The sequence below is a fragment of the Tropicimonas omnivorans genome (genome assembly GCF_031846565.1).
Lineage (GTDB): Bacteria > Pseudomonadota > Alphaproteobacteria > Rhodobacterales > Rhodobacteraceae > Tropicimonas_B > Tropicimonas_B omnivorans.
Genome location: NZ_JAVRHL010000002.1, coordinates 402,354 through 414,744 on the forward strand (window position 1 = coordinate 402,354; position 12,391 = coordinate 414,744).

The following is a 12,391-nucleotide window of genomic DNA, read 5'->3' on the forward strand; positions in this document are numbered from 1 at the left end:
CCTGTCAGGCCTCTCCGTTCCAGGAGGTGCGCTTGCGGTAGATCGTGGATGGCGCGAGGCCGAGTTCGCGCGCGGCGCGGGGGATCGAGCCGGCGTTGCGCCGGATCGTGGCCTCGATGATCAGCTCCTCGACCTCCGCCCAGGATCGCCCGGCCAGAAGTTCCAGCGCATGGACAAGGGCGTCGCCCTCCATCTCCGCGATCGGATCGACCGGTGCATCGCTCCGGTCACGTTCGAGCACACCGAACACGTCGATTCCCGTATCGTGGAGAAGCCCCTTCCCATGTCCGTCCACCACCGGCGTCGGGCGCACGTCGATAGGGCGCCTCCCGTTTCCGGACAGGCCGTCGCGCGGCGCGGGATCCTCGTCATGGGACAAATCGTCCTTTGGCTCATGCCCGTTCAGGCCGGGATCCGGATCGGTGCCCTCATCCGGAGAAGACGGCGGCGAATCGGCAAACGGGCCGAGCGCGTTCACGTCGATCTCGTTCCCGGACCCCAGGACGACGGCATTGCGCAGAACGTTCTTCAGCTCCCGGACATTGCCCGGCCAGGAATGCTCCCGCAGCGCGGCCTCGGCGTCCTGAGTGAAGCCGAAAATGGTGCGGCTCTCCTCGGCTGCGATCTCGGCGACCACGCTGTGGGCGATCTCGATCACGTCGTCGGCCCGTTCGCGCAGGGGGGGCAGGAAGATCGGCAGGACGTGCAGCCGGTAGAACAGGTCCTTGCGCAGCCGGCCCTCGCGCATTTCCTGCACGGGGTCGCGGTTCGTGCTCGACACGATGCGCACGTCCACCTGGCGCGCGTCGAATGATCCGATCGGCCTGATCTGCATCGTCTCGAGAAAGCGCAGGAGCTTGCCCTGCATCTGGAGATCCAGCTCGCAGACCTCGTCGAGAAAGAGCGTGCCGCCATCGGCCCGTTCGGCGGCGCCGGTGGTGTCCGACAGGGCGCCGGCGAAGGCGTCCTTCAGGTACCCGAAGATCTCGGGTCCGAGCATGTTGGGCCGGATCGAGGCGCAGCTGACGGTCACGAAGGGCGCGTCCGCCCGGCGGGACAAAGCATGGATCGCCCTGGCGCTGAGCTCCTTGCCGGTGCCGCTCTCCCCGATGAGAAAGATCGGCGCCATGGATCGGGCCGCGGCACTGAGGCGGCGCTGCAGGAGCTGCATCTCGCGCGAGGCACCGACCATCGTTGCACAGGGCAGGGAGAAGCCGTCCCGGGATGCGTCCGCCCCGCCGGTGCGCAGCGCATCGGCAACGATGCCGGCGAGACGGGGCGGCTGCACCGGTCGCACCATGAATTCGTAAGCGCCCTGTCGCAGGGCACTGATCGCGAGGGCAACCCGGCTCGGCGCCGTGATGGCGATGACGGGAAGGCCCTCGTGCATTTCGAAGAACTCGCGCCACTTCTCCTCGCCGTCCTCTTCCGCGAAGGGCAGCTCGACGATCGCAAGTCCCGGACGCCGGGCACGCGCGGCGGCAAGTGCGCCGCTCACGTCACGCACCGCCGTCACCTCGTACCCCTCCTCGGCCAGCATCGCATCCAGATGCTGCCGGTCGGGGCCAGCGCGCTCGAGAATCAGGATCTCGACCATCAGCCCCTCCCGGTCCGGGGTGGAAGGGCGGGCAGGATTTGCAACGTGTCGGTCATTGTCCTTTCTGGCGCGAGATCGCGCTGCACCGGCATGATGTGTCCGGAAGAAGCCGTCCTCCGCCATATCCTCGCATCTTGTGGCGTGAGTATCCGCCGAAAATTAACAAATGTCTGTCCCTTCTGCGCGCAATTGGGAAGATCGCAGAATCTTGCCGATGTCCTCAAGTATCGCGGGGTCATCGACCGTGGGAGGAACCCGCAAGGGACCGCCACCCGCGAGTTCCTGCAAGGTCTTGCGTAGGATCTTGCCCGATCGCGTCTTCGGCAGGCGGTCGACGACGAGCGCGGCGCTCAGGCCCGCGACCGGACCGATCCGGGTGCGCACCATGTCGGCGGCTTCGCAGGCGATGTCCTCCGCCGGACGCGCCGTGCCGTGGTTGAGGCACAGAAACCCGAGCGGAACCTGCCCCTTGACCGCGTCGTCGATGCCGATCACGGCGCATTCGGCGACGTCGGGATGGTCCGCGAGGATCTCCTCCATCGCGCCGGTGGACAGGCGGTGCCCGGCCACGTTGATGACGTCGTCGGTGCGGGACATGATCCAGAGATATCCGTCCTCGTCCATCAGGCCCGAATCGCCGCTGTCGTAGTAGCCGGGGAAGCGGGAGAGATAGGCGGATCGGAAGCGGTCCTCTGCGTCCCAGAGCGTCGGCAGGCATCCGGGCGGCAGGGGCAGGCGGATCGCCACGGCGCCGAGTGTGTCCGGCGGAAGGGGGCTGCCGTCGTCGCCCAGGATGGCGATGTCGTAGCCCGGCATCGGAACGGATGGCGAGCCGACCTTGACCGGGAGTTGTTCGAGCCCGACGGGATTGGCGGCGATGGCCGCGCCCGTCTCTGTCTGCCACCAGTGATCGATGACCGGAACGCCCAGCATCCGCGCGGCCCAGTCCACGGTATCGGGGTCCGCGCGTTCTCCGGCGAGGAACAGCGTGCGGAGGCTCGACAGATCGTAGCCCGCCGCCAGCCTGCCTTCAGGGTCCTCCCGCTTGATGGCCCTGAGGGCCGTGGGCGCGGTGAAGAAGATCGACACGCCGTGCTCCGCGATCACCCTCCAGTAGGTCCCGGCATCGGGTGTGCCCACGGGCTTTCCCTCGAAGAGAACCGTGGTGCATCCGCGGATCAGGGGACCGTAGCAGATGTAACTGTGCCCGACGACCCAGCCGACATCGGAGGCCGCCCAGTAGACCTCTCCCGGCGCGGCGCCGTAGACATGTTCCATGGTCCAGGCGAGCGATACGAGATGCCCGCCCGTCGGCCGCACGACGCCCTTGGGCGCGCCGGTCGTGCCGGATGTATAGAGGATGTAGGCCGGGTGGTCGCCCGCGACGGGAACGCACTCCGCCGGTTCGGCCGCCGCGCAAATCTCGCGATAATCGAGGTCCCGCCCGTCCACCAGATCCGCCGGCAACTCGGCTCGCTGGAGAATGACGCAGAAATCGGGCGCGTGCGCCGCTTCCTCGAGGGCTGCGTCCAGCATGGGCTTGTAGGCGACAACGCGGTTCGGTTCGATCCCGCAGGAGCCGGCTATGATCGCCCTCGGGCGCGCGTCATCGATGCGGACGGCCAGCTCGTGCGCGGCAAAGCCGCCGAACACCACCGAGTGGACCGCGCCCAGACGGGCGCAGGCCAGCATCGCCTCGAGCGCCTCGACAACCATCGGCATGTAGATCACGACGCGGTCGCCGGCCACCACGCCACGGGCTCTCAGCGCGCCGGCGAGGGCGGCGACGCGGTCCTGCAATTCGCGATAGGTAATCTTCGTGTTCTGGCCTGTGACGGGGCTGTCATGGATGATGGCGATCCGCTCGCCGTGTCCCGCAGCGACGTGCCGGTCCACCGCGTTCCAGCATCCGTTGATCCGCCCGCTGGCGAACCAGCTCCCGACCGAAGACCGGCCGTCGTCGAAAGCGCGATCCGGACCGGTGTCCCAGTCCACCGCTCTCGCAGCTTCCAGCCAGAATTCGTCCGGAGCCCGGCGCCACTGCGCCATGGCCGATGCGTATGCGCCCATCTGTTCCCCAACTGATTGGATCGCAACAATGACGTACGGCGTCGCAGGACTTTGCGCAAGAAGTTTACCTAGCGGAATATCGCCGACGTTATGATATTGCGGAAAGGGGCGTCGCATCCTGCGCGGAGCGTCGTTTTCCGCTCAGACGGGCAAAGGTGAACCACCTTTCCTGGGTTCACCGGCGACGCCCATGCCGCCGCGCAATCATGGATCGTGACATTGCGGGCAAGACAGCAAGGCCCGCCAAGCAGGCGGCGCCAAACCGTCGAAGGCGTAATCTCCCAGGGCTCCGGGCCGGCACGTGCGATGGCGCGCGCCGGTCCGGTTCCGGGCCGATCCCTAGATGTTCATCGCGCCGACGGATCCGCCGTCCACGCGGTAGGCGGAGCCGGCCACGAAGCTTGCCCGTGCGGAGCACAGAAGCGCGATCACGGGGGCGACCTCCTCGACCTTGCCGCGGCGGCCGATCTTCAGGAAGGGACGTTCCTCCTTGAGGAAACTCTCGATGGCCTCCTCCTTCGACACGCCGAGCTGCTCGGAGCGTTTCTCCATCATGCCGTCCGTCATCGGCGTCTCGATGAAGGCGGGAGAGACGGCGTTGAAGAGGACGCCCTTCTCCGAATAGGGCAGCGACACGGCTTTCGTGAAGTTGAGAAGCGCCGCCTTCGCCGCATTGTAGACCGCCTCGTCGGGGTAGGGCTGCACGGCGTTCTCGGAGGTCACGAAGACGACCCGGCCCCAGCCCTTTTCCACCATGTGCGGCACGACCTTCCGGCTGAGACGCACGGCGGACATGAAGTCGATCTGCCAGGCCTCTTCGTAGTCCTCGTCGGTCATCTCGAGCGGATCGCCCTTGGCGCCGGTGATCCCTGCGCCGTGGACGAGGATATCCGCACCGCCGCGCTCCTCCACGTGAGCGGCGAGGTCGTCGAAACCGTCCTTCGCCGTGAGGTCGGCGGCGCAGCCCGTGACGCGCTCGTCGCCGAGTTCCTTCACCGCGTCGTCCACGTCGGACTGCTTGAGGTCGGACAGGATGATGTTCGCGCCTTCGCCCAGAAGGACGCGGGCGACTTCCCGTCCCATTCCGCCGCTACCGCCGGTGATGAGGGCGGTCTTGCCCTTGATGCCGAGATCCATGGTCGTCTCCTGAAATGATGTCGTGCTGCGCGCCGCTTCGGGCGCATCCGGGCGGAAGACCCGCGAGGCGCGGCATTGTTCCGGCCCGTGACGCATCTGCCGCAGCGCAGGCTTTGCGCGATCCGGCGTGGAACAGAGCTTCCGCCGGCGTGTTTCGGCTCGGCATGCGCCATACGTTGCGCCGTCGTCCGACCACTGAAAGCCCCAGCCATGAGCCAGCAAACTCCCGCGACCCATCATTTTCGGCGCCGGTGGGGTACCGAGCCCGCCGGTGAGGGCCTGTGGCGCGCGCGGCTCTGGGCGCCGCAGGCCGAAGTGGCGGAGGTCATCCTCACGGCCGGCGAGACGCGCCACGCCATGGAGCGTGGCGACGGCGGATGGTGGGAGGCCGAGGTCCCGGCCGAGACCGGCTCGGCCTACATGTTCGAGGTGGACGGGCTCCGCGCTCCGGATCCCGCCTCGCGGCAGCAGTCGGGGGACGTCCATTCCCCCTCGATCCTGCATGATCCGCGCGGATACGAGTGGCGGACAGAGTGGGAGGGGCGCGCCTGGGACGAGGCGGTGATCTACGAGTTTCACGTCGGCGCCTTCACCGAGGAAGGAACGTTCGCCGCCGCCGCCCGCGAATTGCCGAAGCTGGAGCGCCTCGGCATTACCGCTGTCGAGATCATGCCGGTGGGGCAGTTCCCGGGGACGTTCGGCTGGGGATACGACGGCGTCCTGAGCTACGCGCCGCACAATGCCTACGGCACGCCGGAGGACTTCAAGCGCTTCGTGGAAGCCGCCCAGGGCATGGGGCTGATGGTGCTTCTCGACGTGGTCTACAACCATTTCGGGCCGGACGGCGCCTATATCCACGCCCTCGCCCCCGGCTTCTTCGACAAGGACCGGCAGACGCCGTGGGGCGACGCGATCGACTACCGCGAACCTGCCGTGCGCAGCTACTTCATCGAGAACGCGCTCTACTGGCTCACCGAGTTCCGCCTCGACGGGCTCCGCCTCGACGCGACGGACCAGATCCGCGATCCCGGCAGCGATCCCGAACTGATGGTGGAGCTGGCCGAGGAGGTCCGCCGCCGCGATTGGGGCCGCCCGATCCACCTCACCACCGAGGACAACCGGAACATCACCCGGCTGCACGACCCCGAGGCGAACCTCTATACCGGTGAATGGAACGACGATTGGCACCATGCCATCCACACGCTTCTGACCGGGGAGAGCGAGGACTACTATGCGACCTATGCCGTCGCGCCCCTCGATGATCTCGTGATCGCGCTGAAGGACGGGTATATCGAGCAGGGACAGACGCGGGAGCAGGCGCCCGCGGGACCGCCGAGGGGCGAGCCGTCGGCGCATCTGCCGTGGAGTACCTTCGTCAATTTCAACCAGAACCACGACCAGACCGGCAACCGTGCCCGCGGCGAGCGGCTTCTGGAGCTTGCGGACGATCCCCGCGCGGTGGAGATCGCGCATTGCCTGCTGTGCCTCTCCCCCTTCACGCCGATGCTGTGGATGGGCGAGGAGGCCGGGGAGCGCGCGCCGTGGCTCTTCTTCGCGGACTTCACCGGCGACCTGGCCGAGGGGACGCGGAAGGGCCGTCAGGCTGAGTTCGCCAACTTCTCCGGCTTCACCGGACAGGTCCCCGATCCCTGCAGCCGCGAGACCTTCGAGGCCTGCCGTCCGTTCCGGGGCGATCCCGCGGAGCAGGATCGGTGGCGCGGCCTGACGAAAGAGCTCTTGCGCCTGCGCTCGGGCGTCATCGTGCCCTTGTCGCGATCCGGCCGGTCGGGGAGCGCCTCGGCGTCGCGGACCGGCCCCGGGTCCGTTGCCGCCGAATGGCCGTTCCGGGACGGTACGCTTCGCGTCGCCGCCAGTTTCGGCGCGCCGCCCGAAAGCGCCCCGACCTTCGATCCCGATTTCGCCCGCGGTGACATCGCCGCGGATCCCTATGCCTTTGCCATGAGCGTGAACCGAAAATGAGAGATCTGTCCGCCACCTACCGTGTTCAGCTTCGGGAGGGTGTTGATTTTGACCGGGTGCGGGAGCTCATCCCCTACTTCACCGACCTCGGCATCTCGGACATCTATCTTTCGCCCATCTTCGCGGCAGGGTCGGGGTCCACGCACGGCTACGACGTGATCGACCCGTCCCAGATCGAGCCTGACCTCGGGGGGCGGGAGGGGTTTTCCCGCCTCGCCGTCGCCGCGAAGGAAGCGGGCCTCGGCGTCATCATCGACATCGTCCCCAACCATACCGCCTTCAGCCTCGAGAACCCGTGGCTGAGGGACGTCCTGCGTCACGGACAGGACAGCCGCTACGCTCCGCATTTCGATATCAACTGGGACTACAAGCTCGTCCTGCCGTTCCTGCCAGCGCCGTTCGAGAAGATGCTGCGCGAGGGACAGTTGTCGGTGGATCGCCGTGAGGACGGCCCGGTCTTCTGCGCCGGTGGCCTCGACGTGCCGATGGCTCCCGGAACCGAGCCCGACGGCGATGATGCCGATGCGCTGAGGGAGGCACATGGCAAGCAGCCATGGCGCCTTACGCACTGGGAGTTCGAGCGGGACGGCGTGACCCACCGCCGCTTCTTCCAGATCACCGGCCTCGTCGGAATGCGGGTGGAGGACAGCCAGGTCTTCGAGGACACCCACGCGCTGGTGCTCGATCTCGTGGAGGCCGGCGAGGTCACCGGGATTCGCATCGACCATATCGATGGCCTGGCGGATCCGGCCGCCTATCTGGATCGCCTGCGCGGACGGATCGGTCCCGATGTGCCGGTCTGGGTGGAGAAGATCCTCGTCGGTGAGGAGCTGCTTCCCGACTGGCCCATCGAGGGGACGACCGGGTACGAGGCCGGCCGCGCCATTGCCCGGGTCCTGACCGAGGCCGAGGGCATCGAGAAGCTGGACGAGGCATGGCGCGACCGCTCGGGGCGCGAGGAGGAGTTCGGCGAGGTGCTCGACGCCTCCAAGCGCGAGGTGCTGACCGAGGAACTGGCGGCGGAACTGCGTCAGCTCATCGATCTCGCCCGTCCCGCGGTCTTCGCCACCGGAGAGGCCGAGCCGGGGGACGAAGCCCTCCGTCAGGCGGTCCGTGAGCTTCTGGTCCGGTTCCCCCGCTATCGGACGTACTACGCCGGCAACGAGGGCCGGGACGGCGATGACGAGATCATGGATGCGGTCGCCGAAGCCTCCGCCGCGGTGATCCGCTCGGAAACCATCGTACGGGAACTCGCCCGCATGATTCGAGCCGCCGCGACCCCGGCCGAGGAGCGCTTCCGCGTAAGGTTCCAGCAGGTGACGGGCGCGCTTCTTGCGAAAGGGCAGGAGGATACGGCCGGCTTCCGCTTCAACCGGTATCTCGCGGCCAACGAGGTCGGCGCGGAGCCGGATGAGCCGGAGATGAGCATCGAGGCGTTTGCAGATTACATGACAGGCCGGATGGAGGCGCAGCCGAAGGGGCTGACGCTGACCTCCTCCCACGACACCAAGCGCAGCGAGGACGCGCGGATGCGCCTCGTCGCGATGTCCCGCGACGCGGACGCCTTCATCTCCCTCTTCGACGCCAGCGCCTTCATCCCCGGCCATGACGAGGTCGATCCGAACCTGCGCTGGTACGTCGTGCAGGCGTTCCTCGCCATCTGGGAGCCGGACCGGGAGGACATTCCGGACCGTCTCGTCGCCCATGTCGAGAAGGCGATCCGGGAGGCCAAGGAGATCACCACCTGGGCCTTCCCGGACGAAGAGGCCGAGGGCAAGGCGCTGGGCTTCACGCGCACACTTGCCGAACGCTGGAGCGGCCAGGTCCCTCCGCCGGCGATGCGACTGATGCAGAGCGGCGAGCGCCTGTCGCTGGCGCAGGTCGCGCTCAAGGCGGCGATGCCGGGCATTCCCGACATCTACCAGGGGTGCGAGGGCGCGAGCTTCGCCCTGACCGATCCCGACAACCGTCAGCCGGTCGACTGGGGCCGCATGGCCGCGCTGGTGGACGAAGAGGGGTTCTCCGCGAGCAAGGCGAGGCTGACGCGGGTTCTCCTGCGACTGCGGCGGGAACGTCCCGGCCTCTTCGCCGGCGGCGCGGCCGATGCCGTCCCCACGGAGGCCGGCCTCATCGTCTGCCGGGAGGGGGAGGAAGCTCGCCTGTCGGTGGAAATCAATCTGTCCGGGCACCCCTACGACGTCGGTGAGGAAACCGGCGGGGACCTGCTTTATCCGACGGATGAGCGGGATCGCGAAGGCTCCGTCACCGTTCGCCTCACGGTAGATTAAACCACTCTAGTTATTGCCACATTCTGCACTGCGGCGTGGGGAACAGGGGGCGTGAGGCGGCGTTCAGTTGGAAAATACTGGACAGAAAGTCGACCTCATGCCCCAAGTCAGCACGGCGCGCAGAGGCGCGCCAGTTTCCCCTCCCGATCCCGCCCAGGACACATTCGCCGTGCTGCTTGCAGGAGGCCGGGGTACGCGCCTCCATGAGCTGACGGACGACGAGTGCAAGCCTGCGCTGTGGTTTGCCGGGCGCCACCGCATCTGCGATTTCGCCATGGCGAACGTGGTGAAGGCCGGGATCGGACGAATGATCGTGGCCACGCAGTACCGCCCCGCGACGCTGACGGAGCACATGGCGACCAGATGGTCGCGCGCGTTCACCGGACCCGGTCGGGGTCTCGAGATCAGGGACGGGGCATCGGTTGGCGCGGCGGGCTACGCCGGCACGGCCGATGCCGTCACCCGCAACATCGACGTCATAGACAGGGCCGCGCCGAAGCACGTCCTCGTCCTGGCTGCCGACCACGTCTACGAAATCGATTACGGGGCGATGCTCGCCCAGCATGCCGCGTCCGGCGCGCCCGTCACCGTCGCGATGGACGTGGTGCCCCGCAAGGCCGCGAGCGGCTTCGGCGTGGCGGACACGGATGCCAGCGGCCGCGTGATCCGCTTCCTCGAGAAACCCTCCGATCCGCCGGGCCTTCCCGATGACCCTACGCACTCGCTTGCCAGCATGGGGATCTACATCTTCACCTGGAGCTGGTTGCGGGAAAGGCTGATCGCGGACGCCGAGGACCGCAATTCGAGCCACGATTTCGGCCATGACATCCTTCCAACAGCCGTCGCCGAGGGGGGCGTCCAGTCCTACCGTCTCACCGCGACGGGGAACCGGAAGACCGCCTACTGGCGGGACGTCGGCACTCTCGACGCCTACCGCGCGGCCCAGATGGACTTCGTCCGTGGAACGACGCCGTGCGACCTGCCGCTGTCCGGGCGGGTCGAGACGGGGCGGGACCGGATTGAGCGGATCGGGGGCGCGGCTCAGGTCCATCGTGCCCTGGCGGGCTTCGGCGAAGGTCTGACCGGCAGCATCGAGGACAGCGTTGTTCTTCCGGGCGCGTTCGTCTCGCCGCTTGCGCGCATCCGCCGGACCATCGTCGCCAGCGGCACCCGCATCCCCTCGGGCGTGACCATCGGTGAAGATCCCGCCGAGGACGCGACATGGTTCCGCCGTACGCCCGGCGGCACGGTTCTCGTGACGGCGGCGATGCTGGCACGCCGGGAGTCCGAGCGGCGCAGTCTCCATCCGGTCGCCGCTCATCGCGCGCGCTCCGTGGACGCCGGCCTGCGCAGGATCTGACGCCCTCGCACTCTCCTTGGCGGCCGCGCACGGGAAGGGTGCGCGGCGGTCCTGTCACCATTCAGGCCCTTGAACGCCCGGTCTTCCCGCCGCATGAGAGGGGTCATGAGCGCGCGAGAGACACCCATGGGCGAGGGGTTCGCCCCCGGACCGTTCCAGAGGCTGATCGGCCTCGAAGCGCCCGTGATCGCAGACGGGCGGGCGACGATCCGGCTTGTCCTCGGCCCCGACCACATGAACCGCCAGGACAGGCCGCATGGCGGCCTGATCTGCACACTGCTCGACTGCGCCATGGGCGAGGCCGTATCCCACCGCGAGGGCTTGCCTCCTTACCGCAGCCTGACGCTGAACATGTCCACGAGCTTCCTCGCCGCGGCGACGGGCGCCTCCATCACGGCCGAGGGCTGGCGCACGGGTGGCGGGCGAACGACCGTCTTCGCCGAGGCCGTCGTAAGGGATGAGGACGGCACCGTCCTTGCCACCGCCCAGGGGACGTTCCGCGTCAAGGAGCCGTAGGACGCGTCTTGTCTCGTCGCCGGGCTCCGTGCATCAAGGAGCGACCTTTGGGAGGAGGCGCAAGTTCGATGCATCTGCTGCGCGGGGCGTGTCTGGCCGCCTGTCTCGGAACGACCGCCCTCGCGGGCCCGGAGCTTCCGCCCCCGGTGACGGACGAGATGTTCGCCCCGGTCATTGAGGCGGAAGCGCGGCTCGGACAGCTGCTCTTCTACGATCCGATTTTGTCAGGCAATCGCAACATCTCCTGCGCGACGTGCCATCACCCGAGGTTCGGCACCTCCGACGGGACCAGCCTCGCGCTCGGGGAGGGCGGTATCGGCCTCGGCCCGGAGCGCATCGCCGACCCTGAGAATATGCCCGAGGAGCGCGTCCCGCGAAATGCCCAGGGGCTCTGGAACCTCGGTGCCACCGAATTCACCGTCCTGTTCCATGATGGACGGATCGAGGTGGACGAAAGGCGGCCCTCCGGCCTGCGCACGCCGCTAGAGGACGAGATGGTTCAGGGCTTCGCTTCCCTCCTCTCCGCGCAGACGATGTTCCCCGTGCTCTCGCCGGACGAGATGGCGGGGCACTATTCCGAGAACGAGGTGTCAGAGGCCGTCCGGCAGGGCCGCCTGACCGGGCTGGACGGCGCATGGGACAGGATCGCCGTGCGCGTGCGCGGCATCCCCGAATACCGGGCGATGTTCGAGGCCGCTGACCCGGATATCGCCTCCGGCCGCCCCATCGGCTTCACCGACATCTCGGACATGATCGCCGCCTTCGTCGCATTCGAATGGCGCAGTGACGACAGCCCCTTCGACCGGCATCTGCGCGGCACGGCACAGCTCGAGGGAGCGGCGGGGGCGGGATTGCAGCTCTTCTACGGGGAGGCAGGCTGCGTCTCCTGCCATTCCGGGCCGTTTCAGACGGACCATGATTTCCACGCGATGGGAGTGCCGCAATTCGGCCCGGGAAAGTCGGAACGGTTCGAGCTGCACAGCCGGGATCTCGGCCGGATGCGCGTGACCGGTGAGCCGGAGGATGCCTACGCCTTCCGGACCCCGTCGCTGCGAAATGTCGAGTTGACCGCGCCGTACGGCCATACCGGCGCCTACCCGGATCTCGCGGGCTTCGTGGCCGCCCATGCCGATCCCGCGACGGCGCTTCTCTCCTACGACAGGACGCAAGCGGCACTTCCGCGTCTCCCACACGTGTCCGACTGGGAGATCCTGGACAGTGCGGATGAAACGGGGGCCATCGGCGCGCGCCTTTCGCCCGGAACCGCCCTCCCGGAGGACGAGGTGGCGGCGATCGTTGCGTTCCTCGAAAGTCTCACGGGCGATGGCGCCTCCACCGGCCGGCTCGGGATCCCCAAGAGCGTGCCAAGCGGTCTGCCGGTCGAACGCTAGGCGATGGCGTCCCGATCCCGTCATGATCCGGGATCATACTTGAGAGGGGAGG

General features: G+C 67.9%; 8 protein-coding genes. 5 read left to right on the plus strand and 3 right to left on the minus strand.

Annotated elements, in window-relative coordinates; translation table 11 throughout:
• Positions 1–4: 4 nt before the first annotated feature.
• The 3 genes from RM543_RS07275 to RM543_RS07285 form a co-directional block, all read right to left on the minus strand.
• Complete coding sequence (locus RM543_RS07275; protein WP_311690227.1) at positions 5–1,597, minus strand: sigma-54 dependent transcriptional regulator; 1,593 nt, start codon at positions 1,595–1,597, stop codon at positions 5–7.
• A gap of 159 nt (positions 1,598–1,756) precedes the next feature.
• The gene (locus tag RM543_RS07280; protein WP_311690228.1) at positions 1,757–3,667 is read right to left on the minus strand and encodes an AMP-binding protein; all 1,911 of its coding nucleotides are present in this window, start codon (positions 3,665–3,667) and stop codon (positions 1,757–1,759) included.
• A 339-nt stretch (positions 3,668–4,006) separates the two neighbouring features.
• Positions 4,007–4,804, minus strand: a complete 798-nt coding sequence (locus tag RM543_RS07285; RefSeq protein ID WP_311690229.1) for an SDR family NAD(P)-dependent oxidoreductase — start codon at positions 4,802–4,804, stop codon at positions 4,007–4,009.
• Positions 4,805–5,014: 210 nt separating this feature from the next.
• Here RM543_RS07285 and treZ point away from each other — a divergent pair, with 210 nt between their 5' ends.
• The 5 genes from treZ to RM543_RS07310 all read left to right on the plus strand — a co-directional run bounded on the left by treZ (position 5,015) and on the right by RM543_RS07310 (position 12,339).
• Entirely contained in the window at positions 5,015–6,784 is a 1,770-nt protein-coding gene (gene treZ, locus RM543_RS07290; protein ID WP_311690230.1) for a malto-oligosyltrehalose trehalohydrolase, read from the plus strand.
• The gene (treY, locus tag RM543_RS07295) at positions 6,781–9,072 is read left to right on the plus strand and encodes a malto-oligosyltrehalose synthase (protein ID WP_311690231.1); all 2,292 of its coding nucleotides are present in this window, start codon (positions 6,781–6,783) and stop codon (positions 9,070–9,072) included. Before treZ ends, treY begins: the two co-directional genes overlap by 4 nt.
• 169 nt (positions 9,073–9,241) lie before the next feature.
• Entirely contained in the window at positions 9,242–10,432 is a 1,191-nt protein-coding gene (locus RM543_RS07300; RefSeq protein WP_311690232.1) for a sugar phosphate nucleotidyltransferase, read from the plus strand.
• Between the two features lie 105 nt (positions 10,433–10,537).
• Positions 10,538–10,948, plus strand: coding sequence for a PaaI family thioesterase (locus RM543_RS07305; protein WP_311690233.1), 411 nt, complete (start codon positions 10,538–10,540; stop codon positions 10,946–10,948).
• A gap of 68 nt (positions 10,949–11,016) precedes the next feature.
• Positions 11,017–12,339, plus strand: coding sequence for a cytochrome-c peroxidase (locus tag RM543_RS07310; RefSeq protein ID WP_311690234.1), 1,323 nt, complete (start codon positions 11,017–11,019; stop codon positions 12,337–12,339).
• Positions 12,340–12,391: the final 52 nt, after the last annotated feature.

Excerpts from the sequence above, each read along its gene's own strand:
- RM543_RS07305 (WP_311690233.1), top strand. The coding sequence starts at position 10,538 with ATGAGCGCGCGAGAGACACCCATGGGCGAGGGGTTCGCCCCCGGACCG.
- RM543_RS07275 (WP_311690227.1), bottom strand. The coding sequence starts at position 1,597 with ATGGTCGAGATCCTGATTCTCGAGCGCGCTGGCCCCGACCGGCAGCAT.
- treY (WP_311690231.1), top strand. The coding sequence starts at position 6,781 with ATGAGAGATCTGTCCGCCACCTACCGTGTTCAGCTTCGGGAGGGTGTT.
- RM543_RS07285 (WP_311690229.1), bottom strand. The coding sequence starts at position 4,804 with ATGGATCTCGGCATCAAGGGCAAGACCGCCCTCATCACCGGCGGTAGC.
- treZ (WP_311690230.1), top strand. The coding sequence starts at position 5,015 with ATGAGCCAGCAAACTCCCGCGACCCATCATTTTCGGCGCCGGTGGGGT.
- RM543_RS07310 (WP_311690234.1), top strand. The coding sequence starts at position 11,017 with ATGCATCTGCTGCGCGGGGCGTGTCTGGCCGCCTGTCTCGGAACGACC.
- RM543_RS07280 (WP_311690228.1), bottom strand. The coding sequence starts at position 3,667 with ATGGGCGCATACGCATCGGCCATGGCGCAGTGGCGCCGGGCTCCGGAC.